This window comes from Ochrobactrum sp. PL_is501 (assembly GCF_055816895.1).
Genome location: NZ_JBVPGR010000037.1, coordinates 262,673 through 285,150 on the forward strand (window position 1 = coordinate 262,673; position 22,478 = coordinate 285,150).

Below are 22,478 nucleotides of genomic sequence, written 5' to 3' on the forward strand. Positions count from 1 at the left end.
GAAGGGGAAGCTTTACGAAGGTCGTGCAAATAGCCGACTCGTTATTATTTCTCCCCCATCGCTATCAATAGATGGTTCGGTGGAGCTTGCACACTATCTTTTCGCTCAAGGCCGCGATCAGAAGGCCTGTGTTCGCTTGCGGCCTGTTTGTCATCGCGCCATTTTAATCGCCGGGCTCGACCCTCACGGTCCGGCTGGTCCGCTGCCCATCGGCCAATCTTTGCGCCGAATTTGGACATGTCACTGTCCTGGGCCCTTTTGTCGAATCGTGGCCACCTGAAATCACCGTAATCGCTATTGTACCGGGGTTTCAGCACTGTGCCAAAATTGTGCCAACAAATAGCTAGATCCAATCGCTAGTTTCGCGACCTTCGTAATTACTTGATTTTATTGGAATTTATGGCGCACCCGACAGGATTCGAACCTGTGACCTCTGCCTTCGGAGGGCAGAAACGCAGCTCTTCCTAAAATTGAATTCAATTACATCACATTGATTTTAATACTTATTTCAATAGACCACGATTACCCACTATTGCCACGAATTGCCCATTTGTGCTACCTATTAGCTACCTAGGAAGCAAACTCAAAGGGCGTCCCATGGCGCAGTCAAAGAAACGCATTGGTATTCGGGACATAGCGGCCTTGCCGGTTAACTCGGTAGTGTGGGATAGCACCGTGACAGGTTTTGGGGCGCGGCGGCAGCGCGGCGAGTCCGTTTCTTACATTCTCTTTTTCCGCACCAAAGACGGACGCCAACACAAGATCACCATCGGACGACACGGAGCGCCGTGGGCGCCGGATACTGCTAGGGCCGAAGCGCAGCGTCTCCTTGGCGAAGTCGTGGTAAAAGGGAAAAGTCCGACTGCTGCGCGCCTCTCGGTACAGACCGTTGCCGAATTATGCGACCAGTACCTCAAGGACGCAGGGTCAACGATGCGTCGCCCGAAGAAAGCTTCGACCCTCGCCACGGATGCAGGCCGCATCGAACGCCATATCAAACCGCTCCTTGGTCGTAAGTCAGTCGCTCAAGTCACCCGCCAAGACATCGAGGATTTCATGAACGATGTGGCGAAGGGAAAAACTGCGAAAATCGAGAAGACAAAGAAGCTGCGTGGTAAGTCTGTAGTGCGGGGCGGAACTGGTACGGCGAGCCGAACAGTAGGTCTGCTCGGCGGTATCTTCACATACGCTGTCCGGCTGGGCCTGCGCCCGGACAATCCAGTCCACGGGATAATGCGGCCAGCTGACGCCCGCAAGATGCGACGTCTCAATGACGAGGAATACAAAGAGCTTGGCAAAGCGCTCGTCCGTGACGACATGTGGCCCCCGGCGCTGGCGGCAATCCGCTTCCTCGCCCTTACGGGATGGAGGCGCAGCGAGGCCAGCTTATTGCGTTGGGAAGAAGTGAACCTTGAACGCCGCACGGCTACACTGGGTGATACAAAGACGGGCTTCAGCATCCGTCCACTTTCACAGGCAGCTTGTGATGCGCTTGGCCCGGCGAAATCCTCCGGCTTGGTTTTCATTCCCGCGCGAGGCGAGACCTTGGCGCTACAAACGCACTGGGAGAAGCTGAAGCTTCCAGCGGGCATTACCCTCCACACACTTCGGCACAGCTTCGCCAGCCTTGCCGCCGATCTTGGCTATAGTGAGCCGACCATTGGCGCACTGCTTGGTCACAAAAGCACAACGATCACGGCGAGGTACGTTCACTTTGCTGACGCAGTGCTGGTTGCGGCGGCTGATGCAGTGGCGGACGAAACGGTGAAAAGAATGGCGATATAGTCGAAAATGAAAACACGACCGGAAATTAACGATAGGAGATGAAACAAGCAGCAGCAGCTGCCATTTCATTGAACGTAACCTGTCGTTGCGATAAATTTGAATGGGTAATTGCCTATGGGGCACATGCAACAGGCACAAACACACCATTATTTCAGTATTCGCCCATCTCTGCTGCGTGGATTTCGGCTGGAATAATCGCTTTACTAGTACTTCTGCACTCCGTGGTTATGGTGTGCTGGTACACAAAAGCTTGTGGCCTTGCCATGGAGCCGATCAATCGCGTCGGCCATATGTTTGACCTTAACCGCGAAATGAACGTTCCGACTTGGTTTTCCGTACTTCAGCTATTTGCGACTGCGTGCGCTCTCGCATTGGTCCCGTGGGTCCAGCGCCTCAAATCACTTCCTTCGACTGCGTGGTGGGGCTGTCAGCGATCTTCTTTTATATGTCGCTCGACGAGGGAACGGACATGCATGGTTTATGGCGCGCGGATAATTTCGCCATCCCCGGCACCGCCCATCCATTTTTCTCATGGATCATTCCGGCTGCTTTCGTGGTGATTGTTGTCGGAGGAATTTACATCCGCTGGTTATTGGCACTGCCCCGACGCACAGCAAGCCTGTTCGTCCTTGCAGGAACGGTTTTTGTGACCGGCGCTCTGGTTTTTGAGGGTATTGGCGCGTTCTTGGCTGACGAAACCTTTTTCAATGCGTCCTACCTCGTCGTTTCAACAATCGAAGAAACGCTGGAAATGTCGGGCGTTTTAATTATGCTTTTCGCAGTGCTCGACTATCTGGAAGGCCAAGGCGTTAGAGTTGCCTTGGCGCCTGAGCGATACAACTAAAACAATGCCACAAAATTTGCGAGGCTACGCGCCAAGACAAAGCCGAGGTGGGCTATGTGGCGAGGGTACCCGCCCCCTGCAGCATTGTGCTATCAATCGCAAAAATATGATGCCATTCCGCAGCGAACGAAATGGTACACAGTCAAGCTTGGACGGCAGTGAAGGCGGGTTACTAAATAGTTTTTCCCGGAGTTCCACGGTTCGACTATCTAACCGTCGTCTGAACGAGATGACGAATTTAGCGCGTGGCTTCAAGTGATCCGTAATGAACGGGGTCGTGGTTTCTTACAGAATCTAAGATTAGGGCGACAATCGCTTGCGCCTCCCCCATGTCTGGCAATTGCATTCCGGCACGGCGGGAAAGCGTGTGCGAATAGAAATGCATAAATTTGCGTGCGCGTTCAGCATCAACCGGATCGATGATGAGACGATCAATACTGCTATCTATGTTGACATGTTCGAGGAATTTAAACGCAGCATACCCTTCAACGAATCTGCGGGCCATATTTCCGAGATTGAAGATGATCTGATGATCGTTTAGAGGATTCTCTGCGTAGCCGACGAGTTGGTGGAAGAGATAGAGATACTCGGAACGATATTTCTGAATGCTATCAGGGCACGGGATCAGTCTCGAAGCAACAAGGCCATTCGCGTCGGTCCGCTCAATGAGATATGTTCGATACATCTGTTCAGTCATCTTTCCCATCCAGTCGATCATGAGGCTGAGAAACTCATGGCTGTGTGTCGAGACGAACAGTTGCTTGGCTAGACATTCATGTCTGGCGGGTCTGGGTGCCCCTTCATTGAAACGGTAAAAGGTTGTTCTAATGAATGCACAGACGTGCAAAAGATGATGCGCATCAAGGCTTGATATAGGATCATCAATATAGACAATGGTCTGCGAGAGATCGTTTCCGTTTTCAACCAACTTGGTGATGAAATAGCAGAAGGCAATTGCCGTGCGTTCGCCTTCGCTCAGATTCCGCGCCGGCTCTTGACCACGCATGAGCAAAAAGCGGTCGCCTTCAATGACTTTAACTTGGATATCGGCTTTCCCAAAAAAACGATACAACGTATCGTTGATGGCCGCTGCGCCTTTGGTAGCGTCGGACAGCTCCGCTTGAAGCCTAGCAATTTCGGCTTCAAGTGTATCAAGCTCTGCTCCACACTTTGTTTCGATTGCATTCTGCGCAATAATTTGAGCTTCCAGTGCAAACCGATCAATCTGGCGCATTGCTTCGGCTACATAGTGATTCTTTAGTGTGGCAATCGCTTCATTGCGCGCGGTTGCGAAGCGTCGAGTGCGCTGGTTGTTCCCATCCACCAAGACCTGAAATCGCTTTCCAGCGGCACTAAGCGAATCGGTTTCCGGCTTCCCATCCGGGGCTGGCACAACATCAAAAGGACTAGCTAATTTCCTTTCAAGAGCATCAATTAACTCCTGCAGGCCTTGGTTGAAACTGTCTCTCGCGAGGGCTAATTCCATACCAGCTTGTGTATGTTCATCATGCAAATCTGCGTAAAAGCCTGATCGGGGATATGCCGAGCCGGAAAACTGCATCCGCCTACCGACAAGTCCATCAATGGCGGTGGTGATCCTTTTCTTGAGATCATTAAATGCTTCGGAAAAGTGAGCATTAAGCGCCGCCTTACGAGAAGCGGTGAGTTCCCCTGCACAGAACTCACAGTGGAACTTGCCCTCGTGAAGCTGGCGCCCTTGTTCAACCCATGCACCAACATCCGGATGCTTCACTAAATGGGCGATAGTGGCAGATGAATCGATCTGCTCGCTCAGAAGAGCAGCGCCATCACGCCAGAGTTGGTCGATAGGATGCACAGTGATTGAAAGATCCGGTAAAATATCCTTCGGTTCAGCTGCCACCTTGGCGCGTGCTGCCTGAACTTCCTCTGGAGTAAGCGCATCGGGTAGAACCCCCTTCCACGCGCTGATAATGGGCTTCAGGTTAGTTTTGTTAAAGCGTCCAACCGGTAGCTCATTGACGATCCGACTGGCGCAGTCGGTTTCTGTCTTACCAATCTCATCTTCAAGGCGTTTGGCCTCGGCAGTGGCTGCCTTACGCTGATCCTTGAGCTGAGTACGGTGCGATTCCTTTGTCGTCAGTTCATCGCGTCGTTCGATATTCTCCGCACCGAGCAAGAGAATAGGATTAAAGCCGTCGGCATCGTCCCAACGAAGATGGGCTTTTCGAAAATCCTCATTGAAGACGCGGACGTTGCAAGGCACAGCAAAGCTGTGGTCATAGTGTGTGCCGTCGGAGCGTAATATTTCAAAGCGCGCGTTTGGATAATCTGGATGAAGCCCACTGTCTTCTAAGCAACGAAAAACACGCGATAGCGTCGTTTTGCCAGAATAATTCCACCCATAAATCAAATTGAAAGGTGCGAACTCCGGCAAAGTACCTCCGGTAAAGTTCTTGAATACGCCGAAATCCCTGATGCTTGAAATACGTCTGAACATGTTGCCCCGAATCCCCAGCGTTTACCAGCCTACACCACAACGCTTCTCCCTATGAGTTTACTATATGCATGACGCTCGACTTTGACTAGAATCCCTCATGAGGCATCGGAAAAAATCGGGCCAATCCCAACGTCAGCAATTGGCAAAAACACTGCTTTTTTTTTCGCCAACACCAGATCCAATGTACTCAACGAGGCGGGTTCTTTGATACAATTCTGAAATATTAAGGCCGAAGTGCGGAACAACAATCTGTGTGAAATGAGCTCATTATTAGAACAAATAACGAACAAACTATTTGTGAGCTGAGTCTGATTATGCCAATATGTCAAAAACTGACACAGTGGAGATTCGGGCGGTGACCCTACACGAAAGCAAGAGCGAGTTTGCGCGCCTCCGGGAACAGGCGGGCCTAACAGTCGAAGAAGCCGCTAAAGCGATAAAGGTGTCATTGCGCTCAGCCTATCGGCACGAGAATGGCGAGTGCTCTCCTTCACCTCTCGCGTTGGATACACTCAGACTCATGGTAAACAGACATCGACCACCAAATCGGCCTGCTAGGTTCCGCTTCATTGACCTGTTCGCTGGCATTGGCGGGCTGCGTGTGGGTTTTGAGAACATCGGTGGCAAATGCGTTTTCACAAGTGAGTGGGACAAGTATGCTGTCGAAACCTACCGAAAGAATTTCCCTGAAGACGAGGAACACATTTTCGCGGGTGATATTCGCGAATATACCAAGGACGATGCCGCCTTGGCGAAGATTCCGGTACATGACGTGTTGCTGGCGGGTTTTCCGTGCCAACCTTTCTCGATTGCTGGGGTATCCAAGAAAAACGCTCTTGGCCGTCCGCACGGCTTTCTCGATGCTACTCAGGGAACTCTGTTTTTCGACGTAGCCCAGATTATACGTTTTCACAGACCAAGAGCGTTCCTCTTAGAGAACGTGAAGAACCTGCAACGACACGATAAAGGCCGGACGTTCGAAACAATTATGAACGTGCTGGAAAACGAATTGGGTTACAAAGTTGTCACCCGGGTTGTTAGCGCCCGTCCATGGGTTCCCCAAGGCCGCGAGCGCATCTTTATTGCAGGGTTTCTGGACCACGATACCGCATTTTCATTTGACAGTATGACGATCCCCGAAGGACCGGCGCCAACACTTGGGTCTATCTTGGACACAAGTGTTGCTGAGAAATACACTCTCACCCCAAAGCTGTGGGATTATCTCCAAGCCTATAAGAAGAAGCACGAATCAAAGGGTAACGGTTTCGGCTTCGGGTTGTTCGGTCCGGGCGACGTCGCCCGTACGCTCTCTGCTCGTTACTATAAGGACGGCTCGGAAATATTAGTAAACCAAGGCAGGGGAAAGCGACCGCGCCGACTGACGCCAAAGGAATGTGCTCGCCTGATGGGATTTGAGCGCGGCAATCGAACTTGGGAAATTCCAGTATCTGACATGCAAGCCTACAAGCAGTTTGGAAATGCTGTGGTGGTGCCGGTGGTCGAAGCCATTGCCGAGGCGATGAGTCCTTGGTTACCCGGATTGGCCGATGAAACTATCGTCATCCCTTCCGATCTCACTGAACCTTGGAAGGCTGTAGCACATGGCTGACATCGTGCCTGCCGACGTTCGCAGCAGGATGATGGCAGGTATCCGCGGTAAAAACACAAAGCCCGAATTACAAGTGCGTCGCGCCCTTCATGCTGAAGGCTTTCGCTACCGGTTGCATGACGCCAAGCTGCCTGGAAAACCGGATATGGTATTCCCAAAGCACAGGGCGGCTGTGTTTGTGCATGGTTGTTTCTGGCATGGTCACAATTGTCATTTGTTCCGCCTGCCTGCGTCCCGATCTCACTTTTGGCAGCAAAAAATTCAATGTAATGTCGAACGCGATCATAAGACGACTGGGACCTTGCACCACTACGGCTGGCGCGTTGGCATTGTCTGGGAATGCGCGTTGAAGGGTAAAGAACGCTTACCAGCGGGGGAAGTTGTAGGGGCTCTTGCCGAGTGGCTCCGTGGAGAGGCACCGGACTTCGAGATCTTGGGGAAAGTAAAGAATGATTGAAACACTGGAGGCCCTCGTTGGCCTGATGCGCCAAGACGGTGCAGTGCGTATTTACGCCAAAAAACTGGCTCCAAATGACAACTCCAAGAACCAGATATACCTAGGTGGAGACTTCTCTGCTTTAAACATTATTCCGCACGGCGAAGTACGAACCGATGATGCAGAGATGGCCGGTAGTGTCCGTGATCGGGCTAAGGCTTCCATCCACTTCTCGTGGATTGACGAGGGCGGCCAATACTTGGCTCCCACAGCGCAGCTTATTCTTTATCCCAAGTACCCCGAAGTGCGTATGTCGGGCTTCCTCAAAGGTGCCAAGCTGAAAGATGCACACCATGCACCGGGTGACGTAATGCGTGTGCGGGATGAGGGTCGTGTGTTGTTCCTCGGAATCACCCGAAAAGGCACGGTGCTCGGCTTTGCCGCGTCAGCTAACAGTCCTATCGCCCGTGCTCTTGAGGCACGTCACGATTTGGAACCAGTCGGGGTATTCTTGGAAATACCAGCCGAGCCTGCGGCCGGCAGTACGAAAGAACGCCTACTGGAAACCTTGGAAGCGATTTACCGCAAGCATTGGATTCCATCCCAAAAGCTCGACCGGCACGGCGTCAAACAGGCCTATGCTGCCCGGAACGGTGGTGGCTACACTCTGGAGGCCGAACTAGGTATCGCGCCCAATAGCTATGCGGAACCAGACTATCTCGGCTGGGAAGTCAAGCAGTACGGGGTTGCGGACTTTGACAGCTATAGGCCGACGAGCGTGGTCACGTTGATGACGCCGGAGCCGACGGGTGGCTTTTACCGGGACAACGGGGCGGAAGCCTTCGTGCGCCGCTTTGGATACCGCGATAAGAGTGGCAAGGCTGATCGTATCAATTTTGGTGGCATTTATGCGAGTAACAAAACCTTCCACCCGGATACCGGGCTTCAGCTTCGTATGACGGGCTATGATATAGCAGCGGATAAAATCACAGACATGGAAGGCGGAATTGCACTTCTAGACCGGCGCGACGAAGTAGCCGCGCTGTGGAAGTTTCCCGGTATTATCGAGCACTGGAGCCGTAAGCACGCACAGGCAGCTTATGTGCCGTCCCTATTCAGAACGCCTCCACCGGAATACTGCTATGGGCCGCGCATTCTCCTGTGTGAGCAAACCGACTTAACGCTGTTTCTCAAGGCCGTAGCTGATGGCACAGTGTATTATGATCCAGCCTTAAAAATTGAGCCGCTAACTGGACTAAAACGGCGGAGTCAATTCCGCATCCGCCACAACCAACTCCAGCGGATGTATCATCAAAGCGAGATCGTGAATCTGGATGCAACTTCGGCCTTTTCGCCGCGGCACTCAAATGTGGTTTCTTCTGAAAGCGCTTGTTAATATACACCACTTCGCCCTCCCCTGTATTCAGGTTCAAATCCGGCTTCCGCCAAGCCCGAAATTTGAATGTCGATTAGTCCTGAAAGCTAAAACTGCTCCGCGTCATGCGGACTGGTTCGCGTTGCGATGCGTTGAGAATAAGCACATTATGTAATGCACGAGGACTGGAAGAACACTGATGATGACGAAAGTGATAGCTTTGTCCGACTAGACACATGTGCATTGGCTGATCAGCTCGAGATTACCGCGAAGAAACGACCTTCGCCTTCGCCACTATTGTTGAAGCGATGCTTTTACAAACCGATGCAAATTTTTGAAAATTCTTCTTATGTTCGCTTTGATTGGCTAGCTCTTTTTCCAGAATTTTGCCGAGATTCAGCGAGTTCTGCTTCGAAACAGATTTGTAATTTTCGATGTCGGACTTACCCCGGATCAGTTCTTGGATGTTGTCAGTCTCTTGCCGGTAATAGGTTTCCAAATCAATCCAGTCAGCCGCTCGGGCCAGATCAGACATGTGAACGTTTTCCAGCGCATTTATTTTCATCGCCCACGTCGCATCGCTTCCTCCTGCTGCCAGATTATGGGCCACAGTGTCGCGATAATTGTTGCTGACTGTTCCGCGCACACATAACACGACTGATTTTTTCTCAGATAAGGTTAGGCCGTCCAAACTTGGGTACGCTTCATTCCCCGCAAACGCTCTACCGGATAGAAGAAGCAAGCTTGCTACGGCAATTACACGCTTGCTGGTTCTGTTCTCATTGATCCCCATATCAGTCCCTCTTAAGTATCCCAATCATGGTCTTATAGGACGTGGTTTCATAACAGTCCAGATGGTGCTCTGACAAAATGGATGTCAGAGAACGAGTCGGCTGGAACCTTCGACGCTTAAGGGTTGAAAAAGGTATATCGCAGGATCACCTTGCGTTTGCCGCAGAGGTTGAGCGCGCTTATGTCGGCCATCTCGAGCGCGGCAAGAAAAACCCAACAATCGTCACGCTCCATAAACTGGCTACGGTTCTCGATTGCGACGTTTCCGAGTTATTCGCCATTCCCCCGAAAAACGCTGAGCCAATCGCCCCGCTCGGTGCAGGCAGGCGCAAAAGCTAAAGGTCGCCCAGGCTGAGCCATACCATCCAAAATGTTTCACAAAATTTGCGAGGGACATGGTCAGGCGGATGGGGGGGCACCCGGCGAAACCACTCCCTCTGCGCGGAAAACTTGAAGGGGTGGGAGGGGCTCGGCCACTCACGCGATTAGCAGCCCATGGGCCATACCGATCTTCGCCCCGCATCCCCAGCATGGTGGGATATGTCATTCGATGGATAGAACTACCGGCAATCATTGCCGCGCTTGATGGCGGCACCATTCCGTCCCGTTTCCCGATAAATTCTATCCATGGCTAGCCATGCAATGCATCGCCCAACCCCATGCGTATGGCTCAACCTCACAGCACTGTATTCCCGCGCAGTATCAATAGGGCAAGCCCTAGCGATTCTCGGAATAGAGCCAACTGGTGGTATCACACACATTGAAGTTGACTTTTTGATACGTTGGTATCACAGTATCTAAAAGTTATGTGAGACCATCGGAGTCCGTCATGTCCACCGCCGCAATCGTTGGCTACGCCCGCGCATCAACCACCGACCAGAAAGCTGGCCTTGAAGCCCAGCTCCGCGATCTGTCCGCTGCGGGAGCGTCGCGCATCTTCCAAGAGGAGTTGTCGTCTGTGGCTACCAAGCGCCCCGAACTGGAGCGGGCGCTGGATTACTTACGCGAGGGCGACACACTTATCGTCACCAAGCTGGACCGCCTTGCGCGTTCCGTCGCAGACCTCGTGGCGATCACAGAGACGCTTCGCACGAAGGGCGTGGGGATTCGCATCCTATCGATGAACCTCGACACCGCCACACCGACTGGCAAGCTGATGCTGAATTTGCTGGGGTCGATTGCGGAGTTTGAACGGGAGTTGATGCTGGAACGGCAGCGCGAGGGGATCGCGAGGGCCAAAGCCGAGGGCAAGTACAAGGGGCGAGCGCCGACTGCGCGGGCAAAAGCGGAAGATGTACTGCGGTTGAAGGCCGGAGGAATGACGGCTGACGCAATCGCGACGAAGCTGGGGATCGGGCGGGCGAGTGTGTTTAGAATACTGCGATCAAAGATTGTAATTTAATGTATTTACACACTATGCGAGTGCAGCTTACTGTGTAACGGGAGTACTTTGGAAACGGAGGCAGGTGAAAATCATCACCTGATTTCATATGTTTTATACCATACGGTTTAACGCTGCACTTGCTGCTTTGGGGATTGATCCGTCCACCATCCCTGCAAACCTTCGGCAAATTGGGCAATCTCGCGGCAAAGCGGCGGGTTGCTCGCCTCAAGAAGCGGTTCTTGTGATCCTCAGCGAACTTCCCTTAGAAGTGAAAATGATGGCTGATCTCAGAGCAGTTTATGTCTGGGCTCGGGACGGCAAGGTACGCGCAGATAACCCAATTATTCAGACAGTTGCCCTCGACCTCGGTTTAGAACTGCCACGAACCTGCTAACGGACTCGTGCAGCCTTGAGCCGCTCCGCAAGCCCCACTGCTGACATTTCCACGGCGGGGCTTTCGGTTCCCTCGGTCCAGCCAGCTTCGCTGGTGGGCCATTCCCCTTTAGCGTGAAGGTCAAGGCGTAACCTCGCCCTGCCAAGCCGCTCGGCGGTCTCCTTACTCGCGACAAGAGAGGCCGCAGGGGGCGGCGTCACGCGCCTCGCCTCCACCTTCCGCAGCAACTTCAACGCGTCCAGCCGCAAATCCGTTGATTGTTCCTCATCTTCGGCCACCCCGAGCAAATATCGGTGGGTGAGGTCGTAGACCCCTTGCGGCGCTTCATACTCAATAATCGCTTTCGCGGCCTCGACGCACTTGGCCTCTGCCACCTCGGTCGAGGTCATGATTTGCAACAGCGCGGCGAGCGCCGGGCTTAGGATTTCACCCTCGGCCATTCTTCTGCCTCCACATAACGGTTATGAAAGGGACAATGACCCGGTTTCGGTTAGGGATGAAAATCCCATGTTTTCAATAGGATGGAAGAAATCCTAACCGTTCTAACTGATCTAACTGATAAGGGGATTGAAGGGATTTAGTGTCCTAGGAAGTCTATAAAGTTCGTGTTATAACCGTTAGGAACAGTTAGGCGGTTAGGCCGTTGTTTTTATTGTATTTTTTCATTCATCATCCGTTAGGGCCATACCACCCTCTTTAACATACCCTCTAACCGGCTTATCTCCCGCCCAGATCAGCTTCGGCCCGGTCCACCCCAGCCGCCTCATGCAATCGCCCAGCCTCCGACTATCCCGCTTCGTCACGTTCGGCATCTCCATCGCCAATGCCGATGCGAAAATGGTACTCGTGGCGATACGAAGCTCACCTTCGGCCTGCTTAGCAAGCTTCGGTAGGAGCGCGGCGAGCGTATCTTCCCACGGATCAGCCTCAACCCGTTCGGCTTGCCGCTCGGCAGCAACCGTCCACAAATGTTCCGGGATCGTAACCGGGTCAGCTTCGCCCGGCTCCACTATCGCGGCTTCAGCCCAAAGCTGATCGCGGGCCTCACGCAGGGCCGCCAGATCAATCTCTCCCGTCACCACCGGCCAAAACCTCCGGTTCCCGGTCGGGTCTTTCAGGTAATGGTCGTCGTTCGTCGTGCCGATCAGGACGCAGCGACGGGGCACTTCCTCGACCGTCCGGGCGTAGGCGGCACGCGCTCGGTCGTGGGTTTTTGAAATGAACTGCTTTGCCCGCCGCACGTCCGACTGGCCAAGCCCATCCAACTCCGGCGCTTCAACGATCCACTTTCCCAGCAGCAGTTCTTGATGTTCCTTATAGTTTTGGCGGAAATCGAGGGCGTCGGTGAAATTGTCATCACCTCCGGCCAATACCTTGAGCGCCGATGACTTACCGCGCCCCTGCGGCCCTTCCAGCACCAGCATCGCATCAAACTTACAGCCGGGACGCCGTACGCGCCGGATCCCGGCAACCAGCACGGCCCGGCCAATGGCCCGCGTCAGTTCGTCATCCGCAGCGCCAAGATACACCGAAAGCCAAGTGTCCAGCCTCCGCCTTCCATCCCAAACCAGCCCATCAAGATAATCCCGCACCGGATCGAACGCGTTCTGCATCGCAAGCAGCCTTGCCGCATCTTCCACGTTTCGCTGGCCGGGATCGAAATCGAAATTCTCAATCACAACATCGCGCAGCTTCAGCACCGTGTCCGCAAAAGCCTCGCCAACCGGCTTATCGTAACCCTCGATCTCCATCCGCATGTGGAACTTGTCGAACTTCATGCGGATGCCCAGCTTGGTGATCGCTAGCTTCGCGTTCGCCACCGACGGCGCGAAGCCACCCGGATTTGCTTGGCGGTTCAGTTCCGCCTGCGCCTTGCCCTTTCGCGCCTGCTTGCGGTCCAAAAATGAGCTAAAGGTCTGCACTTCGTTCGGTTTGGACGAAACCGGCAGCAAGTCTTTCATTGCCAGATCGTCTGCGGTGAGCAACGCAAGGTCCGTGGTGTCTAACTCCCGCACCACCCTTGCCATCACATCCTTCTCCATCTTCAAAATCTCACCCACGGCCCAGCCTCCGTTCTCGATCAAAAACCACCCGCATTCCTTGGCATAGGCGGTCGTAGGCATCTTCGGCCCGCTTTCCCGGCAGGGCTTCGATCAGTTCCAGCGCTTCGCGCAACAAGTACATGCCCCGGAAAAACTCGTCCTGTGCAACCAACTCCGGCTCCACCCGCAACCGATTCCGGGCCTCGTCCAATGAAATCACGTCTGCAGTCATCGCCGTTCACCTCGCTATCTTCCGAAAAATGAGACCGGCGGAATTTGCTTAGATACCTCCGCCGGTCCGCGTCGCGGTGGCCATGCCCGCGCCTCAATTCATCGACCTAGCCACCAGCTTCGCGGCCAAGTCCTCCAGCACCTCCACGGCTCGCTCCGCATCCCGCGCCAACACTTTCCGACCCGCCCGCCGATGCCAGTCCCGCAACTCCCGCAGCCCTCGAAGTCCTGCCATGAACTGCTTGACCGGATCGGACGAGGCCCGAACCTCCGCCACGGCCCGGTGCGCCACCCGCATGGCGTCCCGCCAGCCCGCGTCGTCCCCCGCAATGAACGCAGCCTCGGCTTCCTCCAGCAGCGCCCCGAACGGAGTCCGTGCCATCACCGTTCCTCCGGTTTCACCGTGCTGCTAAACAGACGGCTTGCTGCCGATTCAACGCCGCCATAGGTCTCGACCCCATGCGTCGGCGCTCCTCGTTCGGCCCCTCGGTCGTAAGCACCTGCGGCAGTGGAGTCAGCAAAGGTGTTGATGACGTTCAGGGCGTGGACGCTCATCGGCAGATTGCTACGCAGATAGTGCTCCAGCACTTCCCGGTGTCCGACCAGCTTGTGGTCCTGAATGTACCGGGCGACGCGCTCGTGCTCTTCTGGGTAAAGTGCCGCCGACTGCTGATAGCGGTACGCTATGGTGTCCAGTTGCTCCGGCGTGAAGAGGCGGGCGCTGGCGGCGTGATAAAAGTCTTCGGATTTCATCGGGATTGCTCCTTCTCCGCGAGCGCGGCAAGCCACGCCTCGACCTTGGGATGGCTGTACATAATGGACTGAAGCTCCGCTGGAGCGTCCGGGAATGCGGCGAAGACCGAGGCCCGCACCGCTTCACGAGCCTTTAGGCGTTCCATGTCCCGCTTGTGCATCGCCGCACTTTCGCTAATGCCCAACGCCACCGCGTCCGAGCCTTTATCGTAAGCTGGCACGGTTTGGCCGTTGAGGTGATCGGTCACGGAAATGCCGGGTCCGGCCCGGAAGCTTCCGAGCTTCGCCTCCAGTCGAGCGCTTTCAATCTTGTCGTTTGAAATGTAGTTCATGGCTTTCGCCTCCGTGGGTTATGCGGCAGCGGCGCTGCGCAGAGTTTCGCATTCGGTGGTGGTTGTGCCGACTGGGGAGGATTTCGCCTCGACCCACTCCAGAAGGTCCGCCCATCGATAGAGCGGCGTCCGTCCAAACCGACGAAACTTTGGCCCTCCACCTCGGCAAGCAAGTTTCGCCAACGTCGTTGCTTTTACGGGATAGCCTACAGCGCTTAGAGCTTTCGCAGCATCCCTCCTAAGTAAAAGTGTTTCCTTTTCCATCATAACCCTACCTGTATGGCTCATGTTGCTTCAATATCACTTGAATTCAACCACCATGGCTTGTCATTAATACTTAGTCAACAATGTTAATCAGGATCAAAAACAAGAAATTACAAGCAAATTAAAGCTGGTTTTAACCTATAACTTGAGGTGTATATTTTTGATATACTTGGGAAGGGAGGAGCTGATGATGGCGGCAAGTGCGCACATGACTCGACCGGCAAAGCTTGCCTTATGACTCCTTGGTCAAGGCAATGGCCTTCAGGTTCATACGATCCATCCGCGAGGCGAATTGTATGGCCCAAAGACTCGAACGACGGCAAACGTTGAAAAGACTCGTCCGAAACGAAAGCGGCTTCAGGTTTATATGGCTTTACGCTTCATGCGTAGAACCATACAGGACTCAGACGCGATTAAGCGTCTAAAGACTCCCAGCCGCGCTGGCGCGGCTTCCGACTCGCTCGCATGTTTCCGGCTTCGAGTCGAATCTTGGCTAGGAAAGCTCAGCCGCCAAGTCGGGACGAAACCCGCCGTGGCGCTACCTATTTGCTACCTAGGCTAAATCGATAATGCCGCCAAGTGATTGATTTTTATGGCGCACCCGACAGGATTCGAACCTGTGACCTCTGCCTTCGGAGGGCAGCACTCTATCCAGCTGAGCTACGGGTGCATTACTGGCAGGCACGAAGCCTTTTCATGCGCGTTTCTAACCGAACCGCGCATGTGCATCAATGACTTATTTTGAGAAATCAGAGCAAAGTTGCGACAGCTTCCGCTGTTAAGAACGCAACCCCGGAGCTTCCTGCCCCGTCCGCTCGACATATTCCGTATAGCCGCCGCCGTATTGGTGGATGCCATCAGGCGTCAGTTCCAGAACCCGGTTCGATAATGCGCCGAGAAAATGCCGGTCGTGCGATACGAACAGCATCGTGCCTTCATAGGCAGCAAGAGCCTTGATAAGCATTTCCTTGGTATCGAGGTCGAGATGGTTGGTCGGTTCGTCCAGAACCAGGAAGTTCGGTGGGTCGAACAGCATCGCCGCCATCACCAGACGGGCCTTTTCCCCACCCGAAAGCACGCGGCATTTCTTTTCGATATCATCACCGGAAAAACCAAAGCAGCCGGCGAGTGCACGAAGCGGCGCCTGGCCTGCTTTTGGAAAACGTTCTTCCAACCATTCCAGTATGGTGGCGTCGCCGTCGAGCACATCCATTGCATGCTGCGCGAAATAGCCAAGCTTGACGCTGGCGCCGATATTGACATTGCCCTTGTCCGGCTCTGCTGCACCTGCAACCAGTTTCAGCAGCGTCGACTTTCCCGCACCGTTGACACCCATGATGCACCAGCGTTCGCGGCGGCGGACCATGAAGTCGAAACCATCATAGATCGTGCGGCTGCCATAGGTCTTGTGCACGCCTTTCAGGCTCACGACATCCTCACCCGAACGCGGCGCGGGCGCGAAGTCGAAGGCGACCGTCTGACGGCGGCGGGGCGGCTCCACGCGGTCGATCTTCTCCAGCTTCTTCACACGGCTTTGGACCTGCGAAGCGTGGGAAGCACGCGCCTTGAAACGCTCGATGAACTTGATCTCCTTGGCAAGCATTGCCTGCTGGCGCTCAAATTGGGCCTGCTGCTGCTTTTCATTCAGCGCCCGCTGGCCCTCGTAAAAAGCGTAATCGCCGGAATAGGTCGTCAGCGAGCCGCCGTCGATTTCGATGATCTTGGTCACGATACGGTTCATGAACTCGCGGTCGTGCGAGGTCATCAGCAACGCGCCGTCATAATTCTTGAGGAACGCTTCCAGCCAGATCAGGCTTTCGAGATCGAGATGGTTGCTCGGCTCGTCGAGCAGCATCACGTCCGGCCGCATCAGCAGGATGCGCGCCAGCGCAACGCGCATTTTCCAGCCGCCGGAAAGCTTGCCGACATCGCCGTCCATCATTTCCTGCGTGAAGCTCAAGCCCGCCAGAACCTCGCGCGCGCGGCCATCCAGACCGTAGCCGTCCAGTTCCTCGTATCGCGCCTGCACTTCGCCATAACGTTCGATGATGGCATCCATCTCGTCCATGCGGTCTGGATCGACCATTGCGGCCTCCAGCTCGCGGAGCTCCGCCGCAACTACGCTGACAGGGCCCGCCCCCTCCATTACTTCCGCGACGGCAGAACGTCCGCCCATTTCACCGACATTCTGGTCGAAATAGCCAATCGTCACGCCTTTTTCGACGGAAACCTGCCCCTCGTCCGGCTGCTCATCGCCGGTAATCATGCGAAACAGGGTCGTCTTGCCCGCACCGTTGGGCCCCACAAGTCCGATCTTTTCGCCCCGGTTCAGGGCGGCGGAAGCCTCGATAAAGAGAATGCGATGGCTGTTGGATTTGCTGATATTGTCGATGCGGATCATGAAACGGGCAGACTTTGCGAGATGGCGTTGGATGGAAGGCGGTCGCGTTGCGGCCTCCTATGCCACGACGGCACAGCCAAGTCACCCCGCTTTGCGGTTGGAAATTCTCCGCTTCAGATCATGGAATGTTATGCAACCATTGCTCGGTCGAGAATTTTTCGACCACCAGCTTTTCCGCCGCCGCATATTCCTCAGGCGTAATCGTGCTGCTGACGCCGCCATTGAGCGATACAAATGTTTCCTTCATGCGCTTGATGACTTCCTCGCGCGGCAGACCTGTCTGGCTGCGAACAGGATCGACGCGTTTCACTGCGCTCGTCGTGCCCTTGTCGCTCAGCTTCTCGCGCCCGATGCGCAGAACCTTCACCATTTTCTCGGCGTCCATGTCGTAGGCCATGGTCACATGATGGAGGACCGTCCCCTTGGAAAAGCGCTTCTGCGCCGCGCCGCCGATCTTGCCCCTGGAGCTCGAAATATCGTTGAGCGGCTTGTAAAACGCATCGATGCCCAGCGAATTGAGCGCTTTCAGCACCCAATCGTCGAGAAATGCATAGGAATCGGCAAAGCTCATATCGCGCACGAGTTCGCCGGGCGCATAGAGCGAATAGGTTATGGTGCTGCCGGGTTCAACGAACATCGCGCCGCCGCCGGTTACGCGCCGAACGGTCTCTACGCCAAATTCGCGTGTCGCTTCCATATCCACTTCATTGCGCAGCGACTGGAACGCGCCGATGATGATGGCCGGGCGTTCCCATTCCCAGAAGCGCAGCGTCGGCGCGCGGCGTCCTGCGGCCACTTCCTTTGCCAGAACCTCGTCGAGCGCGAGATGCATCGCGGGCGAAACCGCCGGCATTTCAACGATCTGCCACTCAAAATCCCGCCATGTGCGTGCAACGCCCAGTGCTCGCCTGACGGCAATCGCCACCGCTTCCGGGCTGAAACCGAGCATCATGGCATCGGGGCGAAGGCCAGCCCTCACCGCGTCGGCAATCTGTTCCGACGAGGCATCGACGGAGAGACCTTCAACAGCATTGCAGATATCCCCCAGAGCCTCATCCGGCTCCAGGAAAAAATCGCCCGCCACCTGCACGTCGCTCAAACGCCCGTCACGAACTTCCAGATCGACAACGACAAGTTTTCCACCATGGACTTTGTATTCGCCGTGCATGTGTGCAGCCTCCCGAACAGTGAACGTGAGTGTTTCATTTCATGAAACTTGCGGGAAAGGAAGGAGGTCGGACGAAAGGGCTGGACTATATTCCGGCTTCAGAGGGCGCAGAACGTTGAACAAGCGATGTCTGGCGCGCCTCTTTCGTTTTGTGGCCGACAAAAAAACCGACGGCGATCATGCCTGCCAGAACAACGATGATCGATTTGAAACGAAAAGGCAGTCGGTGCATTTCAGAACCTCATTCTTGCCGTAGCAAACCAGAGCAGAAAATGTTTGTCGACCCCGCCTCCTGGAATTCTTAACCAACTGGCAAAATTCCCATTGGGCGCGCCCTATTCATCCTCTGTTCAAGCTACCGGAATTAAAGCATATTCCATCGATATCAGAGGGACTCATGATGATACCTGCACTCAAGACGACTGTTGCCTCCCTATGCCTTGGCGGCCTGGTGGCCGTCCTCTCACCTCTCGTCACACCGGCTTCAGCAGCCCAGTTGCAGCGCTGCGCAAGCGAAAACGGTGTTTGCCAGCTGCCCTACCCGGCTGAAGTGGTCTATGGCACCGGTGGACAGAATACATCGCGCTTCATCGACCGCCCGCAGGTCAGCTGCTCCAACCGTGTCTTTGGCGATCCCGCACCGGGTAAAAAGAAGAGCTGCTCCTTCGTCGTTCAGGATCGCTGGGACAGGCCAGATCGTCCGGGCCGTCCTGACCGCCCCGATCGTCCAAATCGGTATGATCCGTATGATCGCTACGATGACCGTGACCGCGACTGGAGCCGTTGCGCGAAGGAAGGCGGGTTCTGCGATTTCTACGGCCGCAAGCGCGTGCGCTATGGCGCAAATGGCCGCTTCACGGAAGGCGTGTTCCGCAACGGCGTCCGGTGTGACAACCGCACCTTCGGCGACCCGGCGCGCGGCAAGGTCAAGTCGTGCTACGTTCTCGATTAAGAACCGAGCATCAGAATACAGAAGCCCGGACCGAACAGTCCGGGCTTTGTTTTCGGCGAATCCAAATTTGCTCCCCAAGCCTTGAATCCCGCGCCGGACGCGAAACCGCGACTCGTCAATTCAAATACCTGGAATGTTGATTCGTCATTGTAGACCTGACGAAGTTGCTTTCGTCGGCCATTCTCCCGCTCCATAAAAGAAAACGAACGCAGCAGGGGTAAAGCAATGGTTCTATTCTCTATTGTCATAGGCGTGCTGACATCCGCGGTGGTGATCGCCGCATGCATTATGCTTTGGAGATATGAACGTTCCTGAGACACATCCACCGGGAAGCGGACGGATGGTGGGCGTGACAGGGATTGAACCTGTGACCCCTCCCGTGTGAAGGGATTCGGTGCGCGCGTGTTTACAACAGCTTGCGCACCGATTCTATCATTTTCCACGGATTCTGCACGGATTTCTCATTCTGTGGAATTTTACAGGCTTCTAAAAGCTGGCCCTGAAAAATCAATTTGACTCTCCCAACCGACCGTGAACAGAATAAGAACATCGGAAGGCGGCCCGATCACCTCACAGACATGCTTGGTGGCGTGTGTGTCTGCTTCGCTGGAGCAGAACAATGAATGCGGTTGCGCAGGGAAATGAATACGACGACGAAATTGAATTGGTTCTCGCCTACCACAAAGGCGATGCGCGGGCTGCGATAGAATCACTGCTTAAGGATCGGGATTTTCTCGTCAAGGAAATCGAGTATGCCAGTCTGGCTATGTCGATGGGCTTTGCACGCGGCTGGAAACCAACAATCTTCGTGAAGTGAAATGCGAACGGTACTGCGAGAACTGCGCCCGCGAAACGTCGTGCGCTTTAGCTGTGCCAATTGCCGTCACTATCTGGAAAAGACAGCCCCGCTTATGGCTGCTCGCTTCGGAGAGTGGATCACGCTCGAAGAGATCGAGCCACGACTGGTTTGCAGCAAATGCGGCAACAGAGCGGGCAACTTCATCAGCTATGGGTTGCCAGACAAATGATGCAGCTGAAATGGGAACGAACGGTCATCGGCGGACAAACGCGCCCCGGAGACTTCATTGCATATACGGACTGGGGCGATTTCTGCCGCATCCTGAGAAGCGATTTTGGCCCCAGCGCGGGAACTTGGAAATGGGCACTGGTTTGCACCCGAAGCCCCTTCCAGAATCTGCCCTACGGTGTTTGCGAGAACAAGGAAGAAGTCGTCACCCTTGTGAAAAGGATGTTTGAAGAATTGTGGCGTAGGAAGCAGCTGGAATTTAATCGGCCATTCATGTGGGCATTCAAGCCCCAAAGCCGAGAAGCTCCATCTCGGCTTAACTGGGACGCCGCGCCTCGAAGCTGATGATCTCGTCGCCATTGTGCGGCGCTCTTCCATGCTGGTAGTTACCAGACACCACGACATCCACAAAACCCGCATGTTGGAGCGCCATCAAGAATTCTTCGACACCCCACCACCGCAACTTGAACAAATCAATCTCAGATTTCACAAGGTTTCCATCCCGCCATTGTTCATAGCGGAGATGGCTGAGTGTGGTCTGCGCAACATAGTCGGTTTCGACCCGATGATCTGTGAGCGTGAGCAGATCGCCGTCTTCTGTAGTCCAACGCCGAACCGAACCGGTCGGGCCGAGGAAACTTCCGATGGGATCAAGGTCAATGATCAGTTTCGCGCCGGGAACCAGATGATCATAAAACCGTCTCAGCACAGCGGTCGCAGATGTCGTATCAGTCACCAACTGAAACGAACCAGCTGGGATGATGATAGCTGCAAAGCTTTGGCCATAGGAGAAATCTTCGAACGTTCCTCGTATCACATTCGCGGGAAGACTGCGCTTCCTGCATTCCTCTTGGCAATAACCAAGCATCTCTTCAGATGCATCGAACCCCTCTACCGAGAACCCTGCCTCGAGCAACGGCACAAGGACACGGCCGTTGCCGACAGCAGGCTCCAGAATCGGACCATTGGATTCTCGAAGACGTTGCTGATAATATTCCACATCGCCGAAAGAACGCCCGACCGGTTTATCCAGATTATAGACCCAGGAAGCGAGGGTTCCATAGCGATTGTTCATACCAGCCTCTTAAAGTTGATTTGGCCGCGACACTTTCGTCAGACGCGGAACCGCCTGGCCTTATAGTTAAGCGGAACGTTCCTTGCCAGTATTAAGTGCTTCGTATGCTCTCCTAACGGCTGGCCAGAAGATGTCAAGTGGCAGGAATCGTTACTGTTTGAGGCGACGGGTAACGATTTCAAACAGGGCATCCGATATCCACATTCCACAGGCTCCGACGACAAATGCGGCGGCATGAAGCCCCGCGTTTGAACCATCATCGGGCGGCAACGGGAAATGAACCGCATTCAAATAATGCAGAAGCGGCCCGGTCAGGTAGCCGGCCGCCAGCGCTCCGCAGATTGGCGAAGCAATCGTTTCCCGCACAGTATATCGCTTACGGGACAGTGCGCGCAGAGCTCCGCCTGCAAACCCGGCAATCACGACGGACAATTTGAGGCCAAATTCGTCTAACGGTCCGTTCATTTCCAGCAGCCCCGCCGTTTCCCATTCTCGTCATTGCCTTCGACCCGTTCCGCCGCTGTCCGGTCCACTCTGGTCAGCGCAACCAGACCGGCAGGCGAAAGGTTATTCTGTCTCCAACCCGCGCAGCTCGTCGCACTGGTCGAAGGACAGCCCGCGACGACGAAGGGCAAGAACACAAAAGTCATAATCCGTAAGCCCGCGTAGTTTTTCATCGTCCTTGCCCCTTTCCTTTTCGGCTTTAACGGTTTCGCGCAATTGCTCAGTAACGGCCTGCTGACGGCCTGCATGCTTTCCGGCGAGATATCCAGCCGTCAGAAGTAGAAGCGCCGCCACAAGGGCAGCGAGCGCAGTTTTTACCCATGAAGGGATAAGTCCCCAGAGCGTACCCATCAGCCGATTTCCGCCTGTAGGTCTTTCACCGCCTTGAACAAATCAGCACGGCGCTTGATGCCGTAGATTGCAAATCCGATGATGGCCGCACTGAATAGAAGCTGGACGCGCCAGTCGAGGCCACCAAGGAACGATCCCACCCCGCTGATTGCCGACATGATGCCAGCACCGGCCCACGTCCATACAGTCTTGCTCTTGGACGGTTTCGTTCCAAGTTCGCCCGGATCGGCTACGACGGGTTTTTCCACGGTCACGACTTCGGGAACGACGATAGCCTGCT

General features: G+C 54.7%; 24 protein-coding genes, 1 tRNA gene and 1 pseudogene. 10 read left to right on the top strand and 16 right to left on the bottom strand.

Going from position 1 to position 22,478, the window contains the following annotated elements:
* Positions 1–597 precede the first annotated feature (597 nt).
* Both AC0TOF_RS17165 and AC0TOF_RS17170 read left to right on the top strand, forming a co-directional pair.
* Entirely contained in the window at positions 598–1,785 is a 1,188-nt protein-coding gene (locus AC0TOF_RS17165) for a tyrosine-type recombinase/integrase (RefSeq protein ID WP_473769115.1), read from the top strand.
* A 445-nt stretch (positions 1,786–2,230) separates the two neighbouring features.
* A complete protein-coding gene (locus AC0TOF_RS17170; protein WP_473769116.1) occupies positions 2,231–2,629 on the top strand; it encodes a hypothetical protein in 399 nt (132 codons plus the stop codon).
* Positions 2,630–2,867: 238 nt separating this feature from the next.
* Here the strand turns inward: AC0TOF_RS17170 and AC0TOF_RS17175 are convergent, their stop codons facing one another.
* The gene (locus AC0TOF_RS17175; protein WP_473769117.1) at positions 2,868–5,108 is read right to left on the bottom strand and encodes an AAA family ATPase; all 2,241 of its coding nucleotides are present in this window, start codon (positions 5,106–5,108) and stop codon (positions 2,868–2,870) included.
* Between the two features lie 355 nt (positions 5,109–5,463).
* Between AC0TOF_RS17175 and dcm the strand changes: the two genes are divergently transcribed.
* Genes dcm through AC0TOF_RS17190 form a run of 3 tightly spaced genes read left to right on the top strand, consistent with a single transcriptional unit; the run spans position 5,464 to position 8,549 of the window.
* The gene (dcm, locus tag AC0TOF_RS17180) at positions 5,464–6,717 is read left to right on the top strand and encodes a DNA (cytosine-5-)-methyltransferase (RefSeq protein WP_473769118.1); all 1,254 of its coding nucleotides are present in this window, start codon (positions 5,464–5,466) and stop codon (positions 6,715–6,717) included.
* Positions 6,710–7,174 carry a very short patch repair endonuclease gene (locus AC0TOF_RS17185; protein WP_473769119.1) on the top strand — a complete coding sequence of 155 codons (465 nt, stop codon included), beginning with the start codon at positions 6,710–6,712 and terminating at the stop codon, positions 7,172–7,174. Before dcm ends, AC0TOF_RS17185 begins: the two co-directional genes overlap by 8 nt.
* Entirely contained in the window at positions 7,167–8,549 is a 1,383-nt protein-coding gene (locus AC0TOF_RS17190) for an MvaI/BcnI family restriction endonuclease (protein ID WP_473769120.1), read from the top strand. The genes AC0TOF_RS17185 and AC0TOF_RS17190 overlap by 8 nt, the downstream gene beginning before the upstream one ends.
* Positions 8,550–8,790: 241 nt before the next feature.
* Here the strand turns inward: AC0TOF_RS17190 and AC0TOF_RS17195 are convergent, their stop codons facing one another.
* Complete coding sequence (locus tag AC0TOF_RS17195; RefSeq protein ID WP_473769121.1) at positions 8,791–9,321, bottom strand: hypothetical protein; 531 nt, start codon at positions 9,319–9,321, stop codon at positions 8,791–8,793.
* A 77-nt stretch (positions 9,322–9,398) separates the two neighbouring features.
* Here AC0TOF_RS17195 and AC0TOF_RS17200 point away from each other — a divergent pair, with 77 nt between their 5' ends.
* The 3 genes from AC0TOF_RS17200 to AC0TOF_RS17210 all read left to right on the top strand — a co-directional run bounded on the left by AC0TOF_RS17200 (position 9,399) and on the right by AC0TOF_RS17210 (position 11,098).
* Complete coding sequence (locus AC0TOF_RS17200) at positions 9,399–9,659, top strand: helix-turn-helix domain-containing protein (RefSeq protein ID WP_473769122.1); 261 nt, start codon at positions 9,399–9,401, stop codon at positions 9,657–9,659.
* A 490-nt stretch (positions 9,660–10,149) separates the two neighbouring features.
* The gene (locus AC0TOF_RS17205; RefSeq protein ID WP_473769123.1) at positions 10,150–10,722 is read left to right on the top strand and encodes a recombinase family protein; all 573 of its coding nucleotides are present in this window, start codon (positions 10,150–10,152) and stop codon (positions 10,720–10,722) included.
* 88 nt (positions 10,723–10,810) lie between these two features.
* Complete coding sequence (locus AC0TOF_RS17210) at positions 10,811–11,098, top strand: hypothetical protein (protein WP_473769124.1); 288 nt, start codon at positions 10,811–10,813, stop codon at positions 11,096–11,098.
* On the opposite strand, the gene AC0TOF_RS17215 is transcribed toward AC0TOF_RS17210, so the two are convergent.
* The 9 genes from AC0TOF_RS17215 to AC0TOF_RS17255 all read right to left on the bottom strand — a co-directional run bounded on the left by AC0TOF_RS17215 (position 11,095) and on the right by AC0TOF_RS17255 (position 18,289).
* The gene (locus AC0TOF_RS17215) at positions 11,095–11,538 is read right to left on the bottom strand and encodes a hypothetical protein (protein ID WP_473769125.1); all 444 of its coding nucleotides are present in this window, start codon (positions 11,536–11,538) and stop codon (positions 11,095–11,097) included. The genes AC0TOF_RS17210 and AC0TOF_RS17215 overlap by 4 nt on opposite strands.
* Positions 11,539–11,760: 222 nt before the next feature.
* Positions 11,761–13,158 carry a virulence-associated E family protein gene (locus tag AC0TOF_RS17220; protein ID WP_473769126.1) on the bottom strand — a complete coding sequence of 466 codons (1,398 nt, stop codon included), beginning with the start codon at positions 13,156–13,158 and terminating at the stop codon, positions 11,761–11,763.
* A complete protein-coding gene (locus AC0TOF_RS17225) occupies positions 13,151–13,372 on the bottom strand; it encodes a hypothetical protein (protein WP_162997387.1) in 222 nt (73 codons plus the stop codon). Before AC0TOF_RS17225 ends, AC0TOF_RS17220 begins: the two co-directional genes overlap by 8 nt.
* A 93-nt stretch (positions 13,373–13,465) precedes the next feature.
* On the bottom strand, positions 13,466–13,753 hold the full coding sequence (locus AC0TOF_RS17230; RefSeq protein WP_122003322.1) for a hypothetical protein: 288 nt from the start codon (positions 13,751–13,753) through the stop codon (positions 13,466–13,468).
* Positions 13,753–14,124, bottom strand: a complete 372-nt coding sequence (locus AC0TOF_RS17235; RefSeq protein WP_473769127.1) for a hypothetical protein — start codon at positions 14,122–14,124, stop codon at positions 13,753–13,755. Before AC0TOF_RS17235 ends, AC0TOF_RS17230 begins: the two co-directional genes overlap by 1 nt.
* Positions 14,121–14,456 carry a hypothetical protein gene (locus AC0TOF_RS17240; RefSeq protein WP_473769128.1) on the bottom strand — a complete coding sequence of 112 codons (336 nt, stop codon included), beginning with the start codon at positions 14,454–14,456 and terminating at the stop codon, positions 14,121–14,123. Before AC0TOF_RS17240 ends, AC0TOF_RS17235 begins: the two co-directional genes overlap by 4 nt.
* An 857-nt stretch (positions 14,457–15,313) precedes the next feature.
* Positions 15,314–15,390, bottom strand: a tRNA-Arg gene (locus AC0TOF_RS17245).
* Between the two features lie 108 nt (positions 15,391–15,498).
* Positions 15,499–17,121 (bottom strand): ABC-F family ATP-binding cassette domain-containing protein, encoded by a 1,623-nt coding sequence (locus tag AC0TOF_RS17250; RefSeq protein ID WP_122003319.1) that lies wholly within the window; start codon positions 17,119–17,121, stop codon positions 15,499–15,501.
* 118 nt (positions 17,122–17,239) lie between these two features.
* The gene (locus tag AC0TOF_RS17255; protein ID WP_473769129.1) at positions 17,240–18,289 is read right to left on the bottom strand and encodes a lipoate--protein ligase family protein; all 1,050 of its coding nucleotides are present in this window, start codon (positions 18,287–18,289) and stop codon (positions 17,240–17,242) included.
* A gap of 400 nt (positions 18,290–18,689) precedes the next feature.
* On the opposite strand from AC0TOF_RS17255, the gene AC0TOF_RS17260 reads away from it, so the two are divergent.
* A complete protein-coding gene (locus tag AC0TOF_RS17260; protein ID WP_473769144.1) occupies positions 18,690–19,241 on the top strand; it encodes a hypothetical protein in 552 nt (183 codons plus the stop codon).
* Here the strand turns inward: AC0TOF_RS17260 and AC0TOF_RS17265 are convergent.
* Positions 19,238–19,528: a hypothetical protein gene (locus AC0TOF_RS17265; RefSeq protein ID WP_473769130.1), complete on the bottom strand. Its 291-nt coding sequence runs from the start codon at positions 19,526–19,528 to the stop codon at positions 19,238–19,240. The genes AC0TOF_RS17260 and AC0TOF_RS17265 overlap by 4 nt on opposite strands.
* A 332-nt stretch (positions 19,529–19,860) precedes the next feature.
* On the opposite strand from AC0TOF_RS17265, the gene AC0TOF_RS17270 reads away from it, so the two are divergent.
* Positions 19,861–20,058, top strand: a complete 198-nt coding sequence (locus AC0TOF_RS17270; RefSeq protein WP_025089582.1) for a hypothetical protein — start codon at positions 19,861–19,863, stop codon at positions 20,056–20,058.
* 526 nt (positions 20,059–20,584) lie between these two features.
* Here AC0TOF_RS17270 and AC0TOF_RS17275 read toward each other — a convergent pair.
* From AC0TOF_RS17275 to AC0TOF_RS17290, 4 genes and pseudogenes are all read right to left on the bottom strand, one after another.
* Positions 20,585–21,343, bottom strand: coding sequence for a class I SAM-dependent methyltransferase (locus AC0TOF_RS17275; protein ID WP_473769131.1), 759 nt, complete (start codon positions 21,341–21,343; stop codon positions 20,585–20,587).
* Positions 21,344–21,493: 150 nt separating this feature from the next.
* Positions 21,494–21,808, bottom strand: a complete 315-nt coding sequence (locus AC0TOF_RS17280; RefSeq protein ID WP_122003314.1) for a hypothetical protein — start codon at positions 21,806–21,808, stop codon at positions 21,494–21,496.
* 102 nt (positions 21,809–21,910) lie between these two features.
* Entirely contained in the window at positions 21,911–22,198 is a 288-nt protein-coding gene (locus AC0TOF_RS17285) for a hypothetical protein (protein ID WP_473769132.1), read from the bottom strand.
* Positions 22,198–22,478 (bottom strand): annotated as a pseudogene (locus AC0TOF_RS17290) (hypothetical protein); the annotation flags it as partial. The gene AC0TOF_RS17285 and the pseudogene AC0TOF_RS17290, both read right to left, overlap by 1 nt.

Excerpts from the sequence above, each read along its gene's own strand:
- AC0TOF_RS17270 (WP_025089582.1), top strand. The coding sequence starts at position 19,861 with ATGAATGCGGTTGCGCAGGGAAATGAATACGACGACGAAATTGAATTG.
- AC0TOF_RS17275 (WP_473769131.1), bottom strand. The coding sequence starts at position 21,343 with ATGAACAATCGCTATGGAACCCTCGCTTCCTGGGTCTATAATCTGGAT.
- AC0TOF_RS17205 (WP_473769123.1), top strand. The coding sequence starts at position 10,150 with ATGTCCACCGCCGCAATCGTTGGCTACGCCCGCGCATCAACCACCGAC.
- AC0TOF_RS17280 (WP_122003314.1), bottom strand. The coding sequence starts at position 21,808 with ATGAACGGACCGTTAGACGAATTTGGCCTCAAATTGTCCGTCGTGATT.
- AC0TOF_RS17235 (WP_473769127.1), bottom strand. The coding sequence starts at position 14,124 with ATGAAATCCGAAGACTTTTATCACGCCGCCAGCGCCCGCCTCTTCACG.
- AC0TOF_RS17260 (WP_473769144.1), top strand. The coding sequence starts at position 18,690 with ATGATACCTGCACTCAAGACGACTGTTGCCTCCCTATGCCTTGGCGGC.
- AC0TOF_RS17170 (WP_473769116.1), top strand. The coding sequence starts at position 2,231 with ATGTCGCTCGACGAGGGAACGGACATGCATGGTTTATGGCGCGCGGAT.
- AC0TOF_RS17175 (WP_473769117.1), bottom strand. The coding sequence starts at position 5,108 with ATGTTCAGACGTATTTCAAGCATCAGGGATTTCGGCGTATTCAAGAAC.
- AC0TOF_RS17190 (WP_473769120.1), top strand. The coding sequence starts at position 7,167 with ATGATTGAAACACTGGAGGCCCTCGTTGGCCTGATGCGCCAAGACGGT.
- AC0TOF_RS17265 (WP_473769130.1), bottom strand. The coding sequence starts at position 19,528 with ATGCATGCGGCGATCACCACCGCGGATGTCAGCACGCCTATGACAATA.
- AC0TOF_RS17255 (WP_473769129.1), bottom strand. The coding sequence starts at position 18,289 with ATGCACGGCGAATACAAAGTCCATGGTGGAAAACTTGTCGTTGTCGAT.
- AC0TOF_RS17240 (WP_473769128.1), bottom strand. The coding sequence starts at position 14,456 with ATGAACTACATTTCAAACGACAAGATTGAAAGCGCTCGACTGGAGGCG.
- AC0TOF_RS17215 (WP_473769125.1), bottom strand. The coding sequence starts at position 11,538 with ATGGCCGAGGGTGAAATCCTAAGCCCGGCGCTCGCCGCGCTGTTGCAA.
- AC0TOF_RS17225 (WP_162997387.1), bottom strand. The coding sequence starts at position 13,372 with ATGACTGCAGACGTGATTTCATTGGACGAGGCCCGGAATCGGTTGCGG.
- AC0TOF_RS17230 (WP_122003322.1), bottom strand. The coding sequence starts at position 13,753 with ATGGCACGGACTCCGTTCGGGGCGCTGCTGGAGGAAGCCGAGGCTGCG.
- AC0TOF_RS17185 (WP_473769119.1), top strand. The coding sequence starts at position 6,710 with ATGGCTGACATCGTGCCTGCCGACGTTCGCAGCAGGATGATGGCAGGT.
- AC0TOF_RS17195 (WP_473769121.1), bottom strand. The coding sequence starts at position 9,321 with ATGGGGATCAATGAGAACAGAACCAGCAAGCGTGTAATTGCCGTAGCA.
- AC0TOF_RS17165 (WP_473769115.1), top strand. The coding sequence starts at position 598 with ATGGCGCAGTCAAAGAAACGCATTGGTATTCGGGACATAGCGGCCTTG.
- AC0TOF_RS17250 (WP_122003319.1), bottom strand. The coding sequence starts at position 17,121 with ATGATCCGCATCGACAATATCAGCAAATCCAACAGCCATCGCATTCTC.
- AC0TOF_RS17200 (WP_473769122.1), top strand. The coding sequence starts at position 9,399 with ATGGATGTCAGAGAACGAGTCGGCTGGAACCTTCGACGCTTAAGGGTT.
- AC0TOF_RS17285 (WP_473769132.1), bottom strand. The coding sequence starts at position 22,198 with ATGGGTACGCTCTGGGGACTTATCCCTTCATGGGTAAAAACTGCGCTC.
- AC0TOF_RS17210 (WP_473769124.1), top strand. The coding sequence starts at position 10,811 with ATGTTTTATACCATACGGTTTAACGCTGCACTTGCTGCTTTGGGGATT.